The 17,271-nt window shown below is 62.1% G+C and carries 16 protein-coding genes and 1 pseudogene; 12 read left to right on the forward strand and 5 right to left on the reverse strand.

Annotated elements, in window-relative coordinates; genetic code table 11:
• The first annotated feature begins 54 nt into the window (after positions 1-54).
• The 7 genes from FFI94_RS02840 to FFI94_RS02870 are packed head-to-tail and all read left to right on the forward strand — an operon-like array spanning position 55 to position 8,357.
• Entirely contained in the window at positions 55-1,212 is a 1,158-nt protein-coding gene (locus FFI94_RS02840; protein ID WP_138871654.1) for an HpcH/HpaI aldolase/citrate lyase family protein, read from the forward strand.
• Positions 1,209-2,492, forward strand: a complete 1,284-nt coding sequence (locus FFI94_RS02845) for a phosphoribosyltransferase family protein (protein ID WP_138871655.1) — start codon at positions 1,209-1,211, stop codon at positions 2,490-2,492. The genes FFI94_RS02840 and FFI94_RS02845 overlap by 4 nt, the downstream gene beginning before the upstream one ends.
• The gene (locus tag FFI94_RS02850; protein ID WP_138871656.1) at positions 2,489-3,598 is read left to right on the forward strand and encodes a cysteine protease StiP family protein; all 1,110 of its coding nucleotides are present in this window, start codon (positions 2,489-2,491) and stop codon (positions 3,596-3,598) included. Before FFI94_RS02845 ends, FFI94_RS02850 begins: the two co-directional genes overlap by 4 nt.
• On the forward strand, positions 3,595-4,482 hold the full coding sequence (locus FFI94_RS02855) for an HAD family hydrolase (protein ID WP_138871657.1): 888 nt from the start codon (positions 3,595-3,597) through the stop codon (positions 4,480-4,482). The genes FFI94_RS02850 and FFI94_RS02855 overlap by 4 nt, the downstream gene beginning before the upstream one ends.
• Before the next feature lie 28 nt (positions 4,483-4,510).
• Positions 4,511-5,833: a TerD family protein gene (locus FFI94_RS02860; RefSeq protein WP_138871658.1), complete on the forward strand. Its 1,323-nt coding sequence runs from the start codon at positions 4,511-4,513 to the stop codon at positions 5,831-5,833.
• 43 nt (positions 5,834-5,876) lie between these two features.
• Positions 5,877-6,779 carry an SGNH/GDSL hydrolase family protein gene (locus tag FFI94_RS02865; protein WP_138871659.1) on the forward strand — a complete coding sequence of 301 codons (903 nt, stop codon included), beginning with the start codon at positions 5,877-5,879 and terminating at the stop codon, positions 6,777-6,779.
• A gap of 9 nt (positions 6,780-6,788) precedes the next feature.
• Positions 6,789-8,357, forward strand: coding sequence for a TerD family protein (locus FFI94_RS02870; RefSeq protein WP_260683820.1), 1,569 nt, complete (start codon positions 6,789-6,791; stop codon positions 8,355-8,357).
• Positions 8,358-8,362: 5 nt separating this feature from the next.
• Here the strand turns inward: FFI94_RS02870 and FFI94_RS02875 are convergent.
• Positions 8,363-8,584 (reverse strand): annotated as a pseudogene (locus FFI94_RS02875) (LuxR C-terminal-related transcriptional regulator); the annotation flags it as partial.
• A gap of 199 nt (positions 8,585-8,783) precedes the next feature.
• On the opposite strand from FFI94_RS02875, the gene FFI94_RS02880 reads away from it, so the two are divergent.
• On the forward strand, positions 8,784-9,239 hold the full coding sequence (locus FFI94_RS02880) for a tellurite resistance TerB family protein (protein ID WP_138871661.1): 456 nt from the start codon (positions 8,784-8,786) through the stop codon (positions 9,237-9,239).
• A gap of 91 nt (positions 9,240-9,330) precedes the next feature.
• Here FFI94_RS02880 and FFI94_RS02885 read toward each other — a convergent pair whose 3' ends face one another.
• The 3 genes from FFI94_RS02885 to FFI94_RS02895 all read right to left on the reverse strand — a co-directional run bounded on the left by FFI94_RS02885 (position 9,331) and on the right by FFI94_RS02895 (position 12,835).
• The gene (locus tag FFI94_RS02885; RefSeq protein ID WP_138871662.1) at positions 9,331-9,852 is read right to left on the reverse strand and encodes a 2-oxo-4-hydroxy-4-carboxy-5-ureidoimidazoline decarboxylase; all 522 of its coding nucleotides are present in this window, start codon (positions 9,850-9,852) and stop codon (positions 9,331-9,333) included.
• 149 nt (positions 9,853-10,001) lie between these two features.
• On the reverse strand, positions 10,002-11,975 hold the full coding sequence (locus FFI94_RS02890) for an amino acid permease (RefSeq protein ID WP_138871663.1): 1,974 nt from the start codon (positions 11,973-11,975) through the stop codon (positions 10,002-10,004).
• A 47-nt stretch (positions 11,976-12,022) separates the two neighbouring features.
• Positions 12,023-12,835, reverse strand: coding sequence for a polysaccharide deacetylase family protein (locus FFI94_RS02895; protein WP_138871664.1), 813 nt, complete (start codon positions 12,833-12,835; stop codon positions 12,023-12,025).
• 247 nt (positions 12,836-13,082) lie between these two features.
• Between FFI94_RS02895 and FFI94_RS02900 the strand changes: the two genes are divergently transcribed.
• Positions 13,083-13,289: a hypothetical protein gene (locus tag FFI94_RS02900; protein WP_138871665.1), complete on the forward strand. Its 207-nt coding sequence runs from the start codon at positions 13,083-13,085 to the stop codon at positions 13,287-13,289.
• Between the two features lie 26 nt (positions 13,290-13,315).
• Positions 13,316-14,146: a crotonase/enoyl-CoA hydratase family protein gene (locus FFI94_RS02905; RefSeq protein ID WP_138871666.1), complete on the forward strand. Its 831-nt coding sequence runs from the start codon at positions 13,316-13,318 to the stop codon at positions 14,144-14,146.
• Positions 14,147-14,204: 58 nt separating this feature from the next.
• On the opposite strand, the gene FFI94_RS02910 is transcribed toward FFI94_RS02905, so the two are convergent.
• Entirely contained in the window at positions 14,205-14,696 is a 492-nt protein-coding gene (locus FFI94_RS02910) for an inorganic diphosphatase (protein ID WP_138871667.1), read from the reverse strand.
• A 104-nt stretch (positions 14,697-14,800) separates the two neighbouring features.
• Here FFI94_RS02910 and dacB point away from each other — a divergent pair, with 104 nt between their 5' ends.
• Both dacB and FFI94_RS02920 read left to right on the forward strand, forming a co-directional pair.
• Positions 14,801-16,210 carry a D-alanyl-D-alanine carboxypeptidase/D-alanyl-D-alanine-endopeptidase gene (gene dacB, locus FFI94_RS02915; RefSeq protein ID WP_138871668.1) on the forward strand — a complete coding sequence of 470 codons (1,410 nt, stop codon included), beginning with the start codon at positions 14,801-14,803 and terminating at the stop codon, positions 16,208-16,210.
• A complete protein-coding gene (locus tag FFI94_RS02920; RefSeq protein WP_397495132.1) occupies positions 16,201-17,268 on the forward strand; it encodes a zinc-dependent metalloprotease in 1,068 nt (355 codons plus the stop codon). Before dacB ends, FFI94_RS02920 begins: the two co-directional genes overlap by 10 nt.
• Positions 17,269-17,271 lie beyond the last annotated feature (3 nt).

Genomic DNA, 17,271 nt, shown 5'->3' on the forward strand with positions numbered 1-17,271 from the left:
ATCAAGTGGGGGGAATGAAACGTGGAATTGCCATCGGTCATAGAGAGAAGAGACATGCAGCACTTTCAACACCTCGAGGATGACGTGCGGGAACAACTGTTCCTGCACGTTCCCCGGACCTTCAGCGATTCCGACGAGCGAGATCTGCTGGCGATCGCATTGGGTGCGACTCTGTACGTTCCCGCCACGCGGGCAAGTTTGGCCGAACTCGTGGAAAAGCGTGCTGCCGAGGGTGTCAGTTCGATGGTTCTCGATCTCGAGGACGCAGTCGCAGACGACGAGGTGGAAGCAGCGCGGGCCAACGCAGTGTCCGCGCTCGACAAGATCGCGGCGACGGATGCGGTCGGCATGTTGCTCTTCGTCCGGGTCCGTGAAGTCTCCGACATCGCGGACATTGCCCGATCGCTGACGATTGGGCGGGATGCGCTGACGGGGTTTGTGATCCCCAAGTTCGGGAGCGAATCCGGTGAGTCGTTCCTCGACGCGGTAGCCGACGCATCCGCAGCGCTCGGAAAGCACCTGTACGCCATGCCGGTGCTCGAGTCGCCGGAATTGGTGCACCGTGATACCCGCGATCATGAATTGCGCAGTGTCCAGGAGATTCTGACTCGCCATCGGGATCGCATTCTTGCGGTTCGTATCGGTGCCACTGACATGTGCAGCACGTTCGGCATCCGCCGCGACCGCGACTTGACGATCTACGACGTGCGCGTGGTTGTCGATGTCATCGCCGACATCGTCAATTACCTTGGCCGAGCCGATGGTTCGGGCTTTGTCATCACCGGACCGGTGTGGGAGTACTTCGCGGATCACGAGCGTATGTTCCGCCCGATGCTGCGTGCGACGCCGTTCGAGGAGCATGACGCGGTGAGATTCCGCCAGCACCTGGTGAGCCGTGACCTGGACGGTCTGTTGCGGGAAATCGCGTTGGACCGGGCCAATGGCATTCAAGGTAAGACGGTTATTCACCCGTCGCACGTTGCCGCGGTCAACGCATTGTCCGCAGTCACGCATGAGGAGTACCACGACGCTCTCGACATCCTGGGTGTCGAGGTAGGCGGAGTACAGGCGTCCGGCTACCGGAACAAGATGAACGAGATGAAGCCGCACCGTAACTGGGCTCGGCAGACTGCGCTGCGCGCACACGTCTTCGGGGTGACCAACAAAGGGATCACGTTTGTCGAACTGCTGACGGCGTTGGTCGATCGATGACCAGCAGTGTGGGGTCGATTCCCTGGGCCACAGAAGAATTCGGATTGGATCTTGTTCACGGCGACTCTGCCGTCGGACGGACGGTGCCGGAGTTGGTGATTCCCGGACTGCGCCGCAACCCGCGCCGGGCGCACCTGTTGGTGTCGACGGTACTCGGTAAACACATTCCGACGCAGCCGTCGGTCGTCATCGGGGCCGCCGAGGATCTGGGTGACCTGGTGCGCGAGCGACTGGGCGTTGGCGTCGATGTCGTGGTACTCGGATTTGCCGAAACTGCAACAGGTTTGGGTCATTGTGTTGCTGCCCGCCTGCATGCCCACTGCTACCTGCATTCGACGCGCCGCGACGTACCAGGGGCTACCACCCTGGCCGGGTTCGAGGAGGGGCACTCGCATGCGACGAGCCACCTGATGCAACCGACGTCGGCGGAACTGTTCGAGAACAATTTGCCTTTGGTATTGGTGGACGACGAAATATCGACCGGTGCAACAGCTATCGATGCGATCCGCGCACTACACAGCCAGTGTCCGCGCGAGCGGTACGTCGTGGCCTCGTTGGTGGACATGAGGACCGATGAACATCGCGCAGCCAGTGCGGATGCCGCAGCGGAACTGGGTGTGGCTATCGACTACGTCAGTCTCGCGTCCGGTTCCACGGTCCTACCGTTCGGGCTGACGGAACGAGTGACGGCACTGGATGCTCCCACTCTCAATATTGTCGGTACCGATCGAGGTTCGGTTACCGCTGTGGACCTGCCGTGGCCGCCGGCAGTGCCGGACGGCGGCCGGCACGGATTCCTCGACGTGGATTCGGCAGATTTCGACAACGCCGTCGAAACCGCTGTCACGGTTCTTGATTCGACGGTGGCGCCAGACCGTGCACTGATCGTGGTCGGTCACGAAGAGTTGATGTATCTCCCTCTCCGCATTGCGAGCGGTCTCGAACGTGGCGGCCGCCAGGTGCGGTACCAGACGACAACGCGATCTCCCGCGTACGTCATGGATCACGCGGGCTACCCACTGCGTCGTGGATTCACCTTTGTCGCACCGGAATCGGGCGAGAACGAGCCGCGCTTCCTCTACAACGCCCAGTGGCCGGACGCAGCCGTCGACGCACTTGTCGTCCTGATCGTGGATGAACCTGCCGACACCGATCGTCTGACGGCGCCCGACGGTGTTGTCGAGGCCTTGAGAAATGCCGGGACCGATGTTGTCGTGGCAACGGTGCGCGGCGCAAACCCGTCGACGTTGCGGGATTCGAGAGAAGGTGAAGGCAAATGACGACGCCTCTAGTCGGACCCGAGTTCGGTTCGTATGCACCCGACGAAGTGACGTGGTTGCTCAAGGATCTGTCGCATGCAGACCTCGAAGCAGATGTTGCGCTGCGGGAGAAGCGTATTCAGTCGGGTGAAGCGCATTATGCCGAATCCCTTCCGATCGAGTACCAACCCGATGCGGCGTATCGCGAACTGTTCGAAAACGTGTTGTCGGAGAGTGCGCCCCGACTGGCGCGTGCTGTCGGAACAGTGACAGACCTGGTGCTGGCCGAGCGCGGATCCGACGTCGTCCTGGTGTCGCTGGCCCGCGCGGGCACTCCGGTCGGAATCTTGATGCGACGGTGGGCGCAGCACGTCCACGGATTGACCTTGCCGCACTACGCCGTGTCAATCGTGCGGGGTAAAGGCATCGATTCCGTCGCGCTCGATTATCTTGCGCGCCATCATGATGCGTCGAACATCGTCTTTGTCGACGGCTGGACGGGCAAGGGTGCCATCGCCCGGGAACTCGAGGCCGCGCTCGCTGAATACCACGCCGGCGGCGGCGCCGAATTCAATCCGGACCTGGCTGTTCTTGCCGATCCCGGATATTGCGTTCGGACCTACGGCACCCGAGACGACTTCCTGATCGCGTCGGCCTGCCTCAATTCGACGGTGTCCGGTCTGGTCTCACGGACGGTTCTCAACGACACTCTCATCGGTCCCGGAGACTTTCACGGTGCGAAGTTCTACGCGGACCTGGCCGATGTCGATGTGTCCAACCGTCTACTCGACGTTGTCTCGGCCGAGTTCGACGGCGTGCGGAGCGACGTCGCGGATTCGCTTGCCGCTGTGCGGGCTTCGGATCGAACACCGACGTGGGCCGGATGGGAATCCGTGGAGAAGGTGCAGGCGGAATACGGGATTTCGACCGTGAACTTCGTGAAACCGGGCGTAGGCGAGACCACCCGCGTGCTGCTGCGTCGACTGCCGTGGAAGGTGCTCGTTCGCGAGAGTGGAGCGCCGGAACACGCGCACATCCGTCTGCTGGCCGAAGCTCGCGGTGTTCCGGTCGAGGAAGTGCCCGATCTTGCGTACTCCTGCGTCGGATTGATCAAGGACATCACATGAGTGCGTCACCGGTTCTGGTCGCGACCGATCTGGATCGCACGATGATCTATTCGAAAAACGCGATCGGTGGGGACCCAAGCGGCACCGACCTGACCTCGCCGCAGCAACACGTGTGCGTCGAGTATTACAACGGTGGCCCGCTGTCCCACATGAGCACCGAAACCATCGATCAACTCGTAGCACTCAGTCGAACCACGCCGGTGATTCCCACGACCACCCGAACCATCGCGCAGTTTCAGCGCATCGACCTACCCGGCGCTCCGTGGAAATACGCGATCACGAGCAACGGCGGCAACATTCTGGTGGACGGAAAGCCCGATCTCCTGTGGCGCAGCGAGATCGACCGATCGACCCACAGTGGCGGAGTGGAGCTGGCGCATGTTCACAGTGAACTCGAAACCCGCATCGACGTCAGCTGGGTCAGTTCCATGCGGGTGGCCGACGAGTTGTTTCCGTACTTGGTAGTGGACTTGTCGACCATCCCGGCCGATTTCGAAGCGGGCTGGAGCGACTGGTGCACCGCACGCGGGTGGAACGTCTCGCGCCAGGGCCGGAAGATCTACACGATGCCGAACGCGGTCTCGAAATCCCGCGCCCTCGCGGAAGTGCGTCGACGCCTCGTCGACGCGGGCGAACTCACGCCGGACGCCACGGTCCTGTCGGCCGGAGACGGCGCGCTCGACGCGGACATGCTCGAATATGCGGACTTCGCGATCCGGCCCAGGCACGGTGAGCTGGAAGAACTCAACTGGCAACGGCCGACCGTTACTGTGACAGAAGGATCCGGTATCGCGGCGAGTGCGGAGATTGTGCGTTGGTTCTCCGCCCACGTTGCTGCGATGACGGTCGGAACACCGCACAGTCCGAGCAGCTCTCTTAAGTAATGCACGCTCTGAAATGAAGGAGATGTAGTTGTCTGTATCGCTTGCCAAAGGTCAGAACGGTCCGTTGGATGTGCCGGAGGTGATTGTGTCGGTGCAGTTGGCCGCCGCCGCTGACCTCTCCGCCCTGCTCGTGGCCGGCAACGGCAAAGTGCGCTCCGACGCGGACTTCGTCTTCTTCAACCAGCCCACCGGGCCAGGCGTGCAGTTGGTTCCCAACCCGGGTGGCATCGCATCCCTGAAGGTCTCGTTGGCCGGTGTGCCTGCGGACATCGAGCAGGTTCGTGCCGTGATCACTCTCGACGACACCTCCTCGAATTTCGGGCGTACTGCGGCGCCCACGGCTCGGGTATCGGATTCCGCCGGAAACGTGCTGTACGAGTACGTGATCGACGGGCTGTCCAGCGAGTCCATCGTCATCGCGCTCGAGGTGTACCGCCGCCAGGGTGCGTGGAAGATCCGCGCCGTCGGGCAGGGCTACGCCGGCGGATTTGCAGCATTGGTGACGGATCACGGTGTTTCCGTCGACGACGCACCAGCCCCCGCGGCCCAGGCTGCACCCCCGCAGCCGGCCTACAGCCCGCCGCCGCAGCAGCAGCCGGTGTACAGCCCGCCGCCGCAGCAGCAGCCGGTCTACAATCAGCCCCCTCAGCAGCCTGTGTACAACCAGCCGCCGCAGCAGCAGCCGTCGTACAACGCACCGCCGGCCCCGCCCGCCCCGCCGGTCTACAACCAGCCTCCCGCAGCGCCGGCCGAGGTGAGCCTGGTGAAGGGTCGCCCCGTCAGCCTGACCAAGGGACAAAAGGTCACGCTCCGCAAGGAGGGCGGCGTTGCGCTCACTCTGATCCAGATGGGGCTCGGTTGGGACCCGATCAAGAAGAGCGGCATGTTCGGTAGTCGCACGGCCAATGTCGACCTCGACGCGTCGGCGCTCCTGTACGCCGACGGCAATCTGGTCGACGTCTGCTACTACGGGCAGCTCACGTCGAAGGACGGGTCGGTGCGTCACATGGGTGACAACCTGACCGGCGACGGTGATGGTGACGACGAAGTGATGACGGTGGATCTTCAGCGCGTTCCGGCGCACGTCAATGCGGTGATCTTCACGGTCACGTCCTACCGTGGGCACACGTTCGAGCAGGTGCAGAATGCGTTCTGCCGTTTGGTCGACAGCACCACCAACTCCGAACTGGCTCGGTACACGATGCAGGGCGGAATGCCCTTCACCGGAATGGTGATGGCAAAGGTGTACCGCCAGAACGGTGAATGGAAGCTGCAGGCGATCGGTGAGGGCATCCAGGCAAAGCACGCCGGTGAAGCCGCACCACAGCTGGGCCGTTTCCTGATGGCGTAGTTAGCGAAATTCGGTTGGGGTGTGAAAGGGCTTGGCTCGGTAGATGATTAATCGTGGGATGCGGTTCGGCTCCATTGCGGCCACTGTGGTGGGACTGGTTTTGACGCTGGCGGGTGCCGGTGCCGCGCACGCGTCGGTCCCGGTGGACGCGGGGGAGAACGAGGGCATCAAGTACACCGCGCTCGGAGACTCCCGGGCGTCGGGGCCACGCTTGGAACCGATGTACCCGGACGGGTGCTCACGGTCGTACGAGAACTTCGCGGGCAAGATATCGCGCGAACTCGCAGTCGAGGAGTTCGCGGACGTGTCCTGCAGTGCTGCTCGTAGCGAGAACATCATCTCCACACCCCAACTGATTCCGACGCAGTGGCCGGTGCAATTGGACGCGGTACACCCGGACACGAATTTGATCACGCTCTCGGTCGGTGGAAACGACTCGAACACACTGATCGTGGGGGCGCTGTGCGCTTCGCCGGCCCCTGGTGTCGATCGCGGATGCCGCAACGATCCGCTCACCGAATCCTTGGCGCAGTCCGGGATCGATCAGGCTGCCGATTCGCTCGACAAGACCCTGGCTGCGCTGACGGCGCGGGCTCCGCAGGCGCGGATCTACATGGTCGGTGCAGGCGGAATGATCGGTGCCCGCGCGTGCTGGCCCAACGTTCCGTTCTCGGACGGTGACGCAGCGTGGTTCATGAACTACTACGCCCGTTTCAACACACAATTCGCCGCGATCGCCGGCCGGTACGGGGTTCACGTCATCGACATCGCCACGGACGCCGTAGCGGGTGGGCACGACGCCTGCGCTGCGCCCGAGCAGCGGTGGTTCGAGGGCATGTTCTCCGAGTCGACGGCGCAGCGACTGCATTTCACCGCCAGCGGAATGACCGAAGTTGCAGACCGGATAGTGGCAGATCTGCGAGCGAACCCCATCGGCGTGGCATAGTTCTCGGCTGTGACTGTGGAGTTCGTTCCTGGGCAGAATGCACCGCTGCATACATCCGTCGTGACGTTCCGTGCGTCGAGCCAGACACCGTTCGACGTGTCTGCGATGGTGACGGATACGCAGCTGCACGCCCTCTCGTCCGATGCGTTTGTCTTCTACAACCAGCCGTCGACGGCAGGCGTGCAACTGACGGGCGACATCGTCCGGGTCGATCTCGATCGTCTGCACCCCGATGCCGAGGCGGTGCTGTGCATCGTGAGCGTCGATCCGAATGCCGCGGCCGCCGGGGCCTTTCGGGTCGCCGGGTTGTCGGCGCAGCTGAGCGATGAATCCGGTTCGGTACTCGCCGAATTCGACATCCCCACCGCAGGTTCGGAAACGGCAGTCATCTGTTGGGAGCTGTACCGGCGAAACGGCGCGTGGAAGGTTCGAGCAGTCGGACAGGGTTATGCGGGTGGTCTGGCCGAACTCATCGGCGTTCACGGAGTCGAAGTCGACGACGCACCGGCAAACCCGTCTCCCGTGCCTGAAGATCACGTCGTGGAACCCGTCGAGGAGGGCCGCGCACTCGAACGTATGTGGATGATCTTCGAAGACGCATCGAGGTCTGCGGCGTCGTTGATTTCGAGTAGCGAATACGCGATGACGAGGCTGGACGAAGAACTGTCGGTAGCCGTCGCTGACGCGAGCACCCGCAATTCACCTGCCGGTACTGCAGCCCGCGACGCGGCGCAGAAGCGTCACGACGAACTGGTGGCGACGGCCCGCGAGAGCCACACGCGAGATTCCGCGCAATTGGCCCACGAGCTGACCGTCGTGGATTCGGTGATGCCGCGGGCGATGGCGTCCTGGGAATCACCGGTATGGGCCCCGGGTTCGGTGAGCGAATCTTTGACGTCGAGTGACGGTGTGCGACTTGGCATGTTGTCCGCGCCTGACCGAAGTTCGCTGAGCGTGCCCTATTGCATGCCGCTCCCGCTGCCACGTCCGATCTGGGTGGACAGCACGTCCGGGGCGGCTGCGGTTGCTGTGGTCAGTGCGTTGACGCTACGAATCATGGCTGCGGGGCCGATGCCATTGCTTGACGTCGTCGATCTGACCGGGTCGTACACATTGCTGACGGATCGTTTGTCCGCGCAGTTGGCCGGGCCGGTGATTCGCACACATCAGGAGATTTCGGCGCGGTTGACGGAGTTGGCCCAAGCTGTGGATCTGGCGGGGCTGGCAAGAAACAGCGGCCAGGAATTCGCGATGTCACTCGACGCCGGCCCGAGTACTCCACGACTACTGATACTCGGCGACTTTCCGCACGGGTATTCGGCGCAGGACGCCGACGCGATCATGTTTCTCGCCGAGCACGGATCGATGATCGGATTGTCGATACTGCTTGTCGGAGATGACGAGTCGAGTTCGGCCGAGGAGAGCATCGTGGCCTTGGCACACGGATGCCGTCACGTCCCGGCGGCCGGTGAGATCGACGTGCACGATCCGTGGACGGGCTCGCACTGGGTCTTGATTCCGGACACACTGAACCCGGCCACACAACCGCAACTCTTTGCCGCATTCGACAAACTCTGACCAGATCAGAGTTCGTCGAGCGAAATAATTCCGTCCTGCAACGCGCGAGCAAGCAGGCTCATCTTGGTGGGGGCTCGCCGACCGACGGCCGTGTATTTCCCTCGAATCCGTGTCAGATGCGTGTTGATCGTTCCGATGGAGATGAGCAGCTCGGCGGACACGACGGGTTTACTGTCGGATTTGAGCCAGTGCCGGAGCACTTCGATCTCGCGGTTGGAGAGACCAGGATCGCGTGGTGGCGCAACAGGTTGTTCGGGTGGGCCAGTCACGGAAGTGCTCCTCGATCTTGATCTTGCGCAGTTCCGTAAGCATAGAAGAACCTACCGGATGGTTTTAATTGAGGGTAGATGGCAAAATCCGAGGCTCCCAGGCAAAGTGGTTGGTACGACTACGCGCGGTGCGTGGCGGCAATACCCGAGGAGACTCATGGCATTCTGGGATCAGCTGAAGGCTAAGGCTCAGGAAATGAACGGCCAGCTCAAGACCAAGACGAGCCAGTTCCAGAACAAGGAGTTCAAGAACGCAAGTATGGCGATGTGCGCGTTGATCGCGGCCGCAGACGGCTCGATCGACCCGTCGGAGCGTCAGAAGACGTCGGCGTTGATCATGAGCAACGAGTCGCTGGCGGTCTTCCCTCCGGCCGAGTTGAGCCAGCAGTTCGATTGGTACTGCAGCAAGCTCACGTCGGACTTCGAGTTCGGAAAGCTCGAGGCCACCGCGGCAATTTCCAAGCTCAAGTCCAAGCAGGATCAGGCTCGCGCGGTAATTCAGATCGGCATCATCATCGGCGGCGCCGACGGCAACTTCGATCAGCATGAGCGCGGCGTAGTGCGGGACATGTGTTTTGCGGTGGGAATCGCTCCCTCTGAGTTCGATCTCTGAGTGTTCGATCTCTGAGTGTTCGATCTCTGAGTTCCGAGTAGAACAGCAAAAAGCGGGTGTGGTGCCAGTGGCGCCACACCCGCTTTTCCTGTCAGTACTCCGGGTAGCCGTCCTCGGGGCCGAGCATGCGCTCGATCCGGGTGCATGTGATCTTTGCCAACTCGTCGACGCAGATCTTGCGTTCCACGGATACCGGATTGGTCAGACGGACGCGGATATTCTCGAGTAGATCCTCGGCATCGTGTCCGTGCGAGCACCAGATGTACCGGAACCCGAAGATAAGCTCGTATTCCTCACCGGCTCGGCGAATGGTTGCCATCAACGACTCGTCCGAATCCCAGATCGCGCATTGTTCGAGGTGGGACGGCACACTTTGAGCGCGAACGCCGACGGGTGGATGGCAATGCAGGGAATTCTCGACATCGGCTTCGGACAAGTTCAGCAGTGCGTCCTCGGCTCGCGCCAGGATCTCCGCGTAACTGGCAAACGGGCGACCGTCGCTGACCCATCCCGCCCACGTCATCGAGCAGCAGCATTCGTACAGCGCATGGATTGCCTTCGGGCGGGGCAGTTCGTTGAAGCGTTCCAACCCGATCGACTGATGTAGCAGCATGTGCCCTCCCGGTCGGTTCCTGAGGCAGTGCGGGGCGTTCTGCCACGGGTTAACTAGATGTGCGATCACCATCGATGATCCGGCGTTCACCTGCGAATGGGAAGGTTTGCCAGCCGAATTTTCAGGTTCTTAACACGTGGGAAATCCGTTCAACCGACGTGAACATGGGGCCGGCGAGAGCGTCGAGGTTCGGCCCGTCGCAGCACCTCACGGGTCACCGGAGCGGTCTCGCCTTCGCCGATGAACAGGAACCGAAGAAGGTTGGTCAACGGATTTCCCTCGGACCATTCGAAGTAGACATCAGGAATCACGCCCGTGAGATCGCGAGCCTTCAGGAGTACGGCTGCAATGGTGTTGGGAACTGCCGGACTGTCCACCCGCAGGACGCGATGTCTGCCGCGACGTCGGCCGTGGACAACAAGATCAGTGCTGAAATCGGAGGAATCGGTGACGTTGACTTCCATGAAGATGATCGATTCACCGCGGGGGATGTTGCTCTGCACCCGTTGCTGGAGTTCCTTGACCCGGTACTCCTTCTCACTGAGGTGGGCGGCGTCGTGCGCGACCACTGCGAGATACCCCCGGTGCGTGGCTTCGGTGATGAATTGCACAGCGGTGTCGTCGAATTCGACGGATGTGGCGCGCAGTTCGAACGCACGTGACACTCTCGACAGGAGGGATACGACCATGATGGCGGCGATGAAGAACGACGCAACTTTCACCCCGTCCGGTCGTTCGATGATGTTTGCGATGGTCGTGTAGACAAAGAGCACGGCAACAAAACTGAAGCTTACGAACAGCTTTCGGATTCCGCGTTTGCGAGCGGACAGCGCGACGGCCACTGTCGCGGAGGAGATGAGAACCAGGACGCCGGTTGCGTACGCGGAACTTTGTGCGTCGACACTGGCATCGAAATAAAACGTCACGGTGATCGCGATGACGCTGAACACGAGAACGAGTGGGCGCACGGCGCGAGCCCACGACGGGGCCATTCCGTACCGGGGGAGGTATCGGGGAACAAGATTGAGGAGACCGGCCATCGCGGAAGCGCCGGCAAACCACAGGATGAGGATCGTGCTCAGGTCGTAGACGGTGCCGAATATCTGCCCGAGATAGTCGTGGGCAAGAAACGCCAAGGCGCGCCCGTTTGCAGCTCCACCGGGCTGAAACTCGTTCTCCGGGATGAGAATTGTCGTGACCAGGCTCGATGTCAGCAGGAATCCGCTCATGATCAACGCAGCCGTGGTCAGTAGCCGTTTGGTGCCACGGATGCGGCCTTCCGGCTCGGCTTCGGTGTCGTGAGAATCGCCTTGGATCTGCGGCATCACCGCAACACCGGTCTCGAAACCGGAAAGGCCGAGAGCAAGTTTCGGGAACACGATCAGAGCGATCAGGATCATCATCGCGGGGTTGCCGTGTTCTGTCGACATGGCTCGGGTCCAGTCGGTGACCAATGCGGGTGCGGTCACGATGTGCCACAGGCCCACGCCGATCACCACGAGATTGAGCGTCAGGTACACCGCGACGAGCCCTACCGCGATGCCGATGGCCTCGGTGAAACCGCGCAGGAATACCGCCGACAACAGTGCCAGGAGAACCAGTGTGACGACAACGGTCTGTCCCGAGAGAAATGTTGGTGCAAAAGGGTTTTCGACGAGGTGAGCGGTTGCGTCCGCTGCCGAGAGCGTCATCGTGATCAGGAAGTCCGTTGCGGCAAATCCCAGTAACACCAAGACGAATATCTTTCCGCGCCACTTCGGGAGCAGTCGCTCGAGCATGGCAATCGAACCTTCACCGTGCGGACTCTCCCGCGCCACACGTCGGTACACGGGCAATGCGCCGAACAGGGTGAGAAGGATGAGCACAACCGTTGCCAACGGGGCCAAAGTGCCCGCTGCGAGGGCGGCGATCCCAGGTTGGTACCCGAGCGTCGAGAAGTAATCGACCCCGGTCAGACACATGACTTTCCACCAGGAATGGCGGTGTTCCTTCTTCCGGGCGATGCGGTGTGGACCAAGGTGTCCGGCCGGTTCCTCGGTGATGTCCGCGAGCAGCCACGACCTCAGTCGATGTTGTGCGGACCCGCCATCGCCAGGAGCGTCGGGTTCGGCCGCTGTCACCATGGCAATCGCGTCTCCTCACCCGAATGGATCAGCTTTGTGTACCCCCTTCAGGGCCTGATGAATACATCGTCGAGCGTGACGGTCCGCAATTTTCGGTCGAGAATGACGTCCACCAACTGTGGATACACATGGGTGACGGGCAAGTAGTTGAGGTGTCCGATCACTATCGCGTTCGGTGTGAAGTACTGGCGCGCCATCGAGACGATGTAGTCCTCCGTGACGAGAGACGAGTCCGACAGCGATCCGTACCACAACGTGGGAACGGTGTATCCGGCATCTGCAGCTGCGGAATCTGTTGTTGCGTTGTGTTTTCCGTATGGCGGGCGAAAATAGGGAGCAGCGTCGACGCCGTAGGTGTTGCGCAGGAATTTCCCGTTCTTCGTCAATTCGTCCACGACTTGCGACTTGGAGAGCGTGGTGAGGTCCGAGTGCGACCACGTGTGGTTTCCGAGCTGAATCTGTCCACTCTCCACCAATGGGCGCAACAGTGCGGCGTTGTCGGTCCACGAGGCGTATTGACCGTTCGCGAAGTACGTCAGTCGCACTCCGGTGTCCTTGGCGAACTGCGTGTACAGGCGGACTACTTCCGAATTCACGCCGTCGTCCACGGTGATGGCAAGAAGATCGCCGCTGCCGGGCAGTGCTGTCAGCGCGCCGCCGCCGGGGAGTGGTACTCGGGCCGAGGTCGGCGGCGGAGGTAGCAGCGATCGTGCGGGCGCCTGCGCAGCAGTGGTCGTCTCGTCTGCGGCCGCGGTGGCGATTCCGACAGAGGTGGAGGAACAGGCGGTTGCCCCGGCCGCGGTGGCGGCCCCGGACAGGGTTGCGGCGGCGAGGGTGCAGAGAAACTGGCGACGGTCCACGGACCGGAGTGTATGGGCAGGCCAGGATCTGCGTGCATCGTTCTCAGCCGTTCTTCAGCGCAGGCAGGTTCCCGGCACGAATGGATGTCAGAGCGTGCGCCTCGGGGGCCGGCTGCTTCTCAGCGGATTCGCAGGAATCTCGAGCTGAATTCTTCGGGAAGCGGGTCTACATTGAAATTGTCGAACTTCGCCGCAGGCTTGACTTTTGGAACCTGCGACGAGAATGCGGAGTCGAGAGGATCGTGTAATGGCTACCACTGTGGCAACGAGGAATCCGAGCAGTTCGCGCACGCGAGTCGTGCCGCTGGAGCAGTACATCGCCGAGCATCCGACGGTGCGGGTTTTTCCACCGACCAGTGAGCGCGCCACGAGGATCGCGATGCAGACGATGTGGGCGCTGATTGTGGTGTCGCTGGTGATCTTGGTACTGGATGAGGCCGGACTCTTCGGCTGATCGCGACTCGAGGTTACTCTTGAGTAATGAGCGAACAGAAGAGCTGGAATGCGTTCACCGTCGAGCGCGAAGATCACATTGCCCAGGTCACGTTGACCGGACCGGGCAAGGGCAACGCGATGGGGCCGGATTTCTGGAGTGAACTCCCCGAGATCTTCGCGGACCTCGACGCAGATCCCGATGTGCGAGCCGTCGTCATCGCGGGATCGGGCAATCACTTCTCGTTCGGACTTGATCTGCCGGCAATGAGCGGCGAATTCGGCGCCGTCCTCGCGGACAAGGCTCAGGCCGGTCCGCGAACCAAGTTTCACGACATGATCAAGCGCATGCAGTCCGGCATCAATGCCGTCGCGGATTGCCGCAAGCCGGTGATTGCCGCGGTTCAGGGTTGGTGCATCGGCGGCGGCGTCGACCTCATCACGGCGGCAGACATTCGCTACGCAAGCGCCGACGCGAAATTCAGCATCCGTGAGGTCAAGGTCGCGATCGTTGCGGACATGGGCAGCCTCGCCCGCCTGCCTGCGATCATCGGCGACGGGCACCTGCGCGAACTCGCGTTGACCGGCAAGGACATCGACGCTGTGCGCGCCGAGAAGATCGGCCTGGTCAACGACGTGTTCGACGACGCAGACGCCGTGCTCGCCGCAGCTCGCGCAACTGCCCGGGAAATTGCGCTCAACCCGCCGCTCGTCGTTCACGGCATCAAGGACGTGCTCGACCACTCACGCAGCGCGAGCGTCGACGACAGCCTGCGCTACGTCGCTGCCTGGAACGCGGCGTTCCTACCGTCGCAAGATCTGACGGAAGCCATCACGTCGGTGTTCCAGAAGCGTCCGCCGGTCTTCACCGGGGAGTAGACAAACAAAAATCCCCGCGCGCCGGAAGGCGAGCGGGGATTTTTTGTGCGCAGATCGTTTAGTGACCGCCGTTGGCAGCGAGACGCTTGATCGAAGCTTCGATCTCGGCCTCTGCCTCGGCGCGACCGACCCAGTCGGCACCGGTGACGTGCTTGTTCGGCTCCAAGTCCTTGTAGTGGACGAAGAAGTGCTTGATCGCGTCCAGTTCGAACTGCGAAATGTCGCTGAGGTCCTGGATGTGATCCCAACGAGGATCACCTGCAGGAACGCACAGGACCTTGTCGTCTCCGCCGGCCTCGTCGACCATTTTGAACATGGCAACGGGGCGGGCTTCGACGATGACGCCGGGGTACACCGACTCGGGCAGCAGAACCATGGCGTCCAGGGGATCGCCGTCCTCGCCGAGGGTGTTCTCGATGTATCCGTAGTCAGCCGGGTAGCCGAAGGCGGTGTAGAGGTAACGGTCCAGCTTGACGCGGCCGGTCACGTGGTCGACCTCGTACTTGTTGCGTTGACCCTTGGGGATCTCGATGGTGACGTCGAACTCCACGCCGATTCCTCGCTGTCGTGTCGGTAATGATTCGTCCGGAAGGATATCGGGTCAAGGATAAGGTTGGCTGACCACCCAGCAGGGCGAGCACAGACGGAGGGGCGTTGGCGGGCCAGGGAAAGAAAAAGATCGGCTCGTTGGAAGAGCGCAAACGACGCACAGTGCGCATCCTCCTTGCGGTGTGCGTGGTCGCGGTAGTCGCGATTGCGGCAGTGCTGGTCGTCGCACTGGGAACTTCCGAGGAACCCACACAGAACGCGATTGTCACGACATCGCCGCAACCGAGCCCGGTGACGCCGTCGCCGCAGGTAGTTCCCGTTCCGGCGGACGCACCGATGCCGTCGGAGGCTGGTATTGCCGCGGCTATCGGACCAGCGGTCGCGAACCCCGATCTGGGTAAGTTCACCGGCGTTGTCGCTGATGCGCTGACCGGAAAGGTTCTGTGGAGCGCCGACCCGTCGACGCCCATGACACCGGCATCCACCACGAAAGTTCTCACCGCGGCTGCCGCGCTGCTCGCGTTGCCACTCGATCATCGACTGACGACGGCGGTGGTTCAAGGTTCAGTTCCGGGGCAGTTGGTGCTGGTCGGTGGCGGTGACCCGACACTGACCGCAACGCCGAAGGGCGAAAGCGGGTACTACGCAAACGCTGCGCATATCGCCGATCTTGTCGATCAGATCAAGGCGTCGGGAACGCAGGTGGACAGCATTGTCGTCGACAGCGGTCTGTTCAAGGGCGACACCATGGCACAGGGATGGTTCCCGGCCGATATCGCTGCGGGATACATCACACCTATCGAATCGGTGATGATCGAGGGCGGTCGCTTCGACGGCTCCATGGACGAGTCACCGCGTTCGGAAACTCCCGCATTGGATGCGGGCAAGGCTCTGGCACAGACATTAGGTGTCGACGTGGCCAAAGTCTCGGCAGGAACGGCGCCGGCCGGTGCAAAGTCGATCGCGAGCGTGCAGTCTGCACCGCTCAGCGATCGTCTGATCCAGATGATGGAGCATTCCGACAACGTGCTCGCCGAGACCATCGGTCGTGAGGTGGCGATTGCCTCAGGCAGTGAAGCGTCGTTCGCAGGAGCCGTGGAGGGAACCGCCAAGACCTTGCGCACCGCCGGCTTCGACTACACCGGTGTGACGCTCTTCGACTCCAGCGGACTGTCCGTCGACGACCTCATCCCCGCGGAGGTTCTCGATCGAGTGATGACTGCCGCAGCGGGAGACGGCGACCCGAAACTGCGGCCGCTGCTCGACTATCTGCCCGTTGCCGGTGGAACCGGCAGCTTGTCCGACCGATATGCGTCGGGCAACCGAACCGGCGCTGGATGGGTGCGCGCCAAGACGGGAACTCTGTCGACGGCTAGTGCGTTGTCAGGTTTTGTAGTGGATCAAAACGGAAGAGTGCTCACTTTTGCGCTCATGTCCAACGATCGACCACCGGAAGTCAGCCGTCCGGCTTTGGACGCCATCGCCGGAGCATTGAGGAATTGCGGGTGCCAATAGTGGCAGCAGAGAACGACTCGACAACTCTAGGTGGAGCGGTCGACTGGAGTCTCGCGACCAAAGCCGGCATCAAATTCGCTCGCGGCGGTCCGGCCATGTCGCGCTACACCGCCGAAACTGCCACCGCAGAGCTGGCTGACGCGTCGAAACGCGCCGAACTGCCGGTGCGCGATGTGACCGGTCTGGCCGACGGTCTGCCCGTCCCGGCAGCTGAAGTTCTCGACCGCGCCGGCTGGATCACCGCGGCGTCGCGGTCGATGGCCCATCTCACCGGTGCCGATCCGGACGGCAACGGCAATCTTCTGGTCGGCAAACCCGCGGGTTTGCAGGCCGGCGCGATGCTCGCGTATCTGTCGTCGGCGATTCTCGGGCAGTACGACCCCTTCACCGGCGAAAACGGCACACTGCTTCTGGTCACTCCCAACATCGTGTCCGTCGAGCGTTCGCTTCGGCTCAACCCGAGTGATTTCCGGCTGTGGGTCTGCTTGCACGAGGTGACGCACCGCGTGCAGTTCTCGTCGTCGCCGTGGTTGGCGGATTACATGAAGGAATCCGTCGAAACGTTGAGCGCGAGCGTCGACGAGTCGATGACCGACGTCGTGGGGCGTCTCACTGCCGAACTGCGGTCCCGGAAAGGCCCTGCCGCAGACGGTGACGCCACCCCCGGCGGAATTATCGGACTGCTGCGTGCGTCGCAGGCGGAACCGCAACGCGACGCACTCGATCGCATGTTGGTTCTCGGCACTCTGCTCGAAGGTCACGCCGATCATGTGATGGACGCAGTCGGGCCGGCTGTGGTGCCGTCCGTCGCCACGATTCGTGCCGCCTTCGACAAGCGTCGGCAACGCAAGTCCAATCCGGTGCAGCGCATCATCAAGATGCTGCTCGGCATGGACGCCAAGATGGCGCAGTACGTCCGAGGCAAAGCGTTTGTCGACGCTGTGGTTCTCAAGGTCGGGATGGAGCAGTTCAACACCATCTGGACCGGCCCGGAAACGTTGCCGTTGCTCGACGAGATCGACAATCCCGACGCGTGGGTGACACGCGTGCTCGGCTAGCCG

This window comes from Rhodococcus sp. KBS0724 (assembly GCF_005938745.2).
In the GTDB taxonomy this organism is placed as follows: domain Bacteria; phylum Actinomycetota; class Actinomycetes; order Mycobacteriales; family Mycobacteriaceae; genus Rhodococcus_F.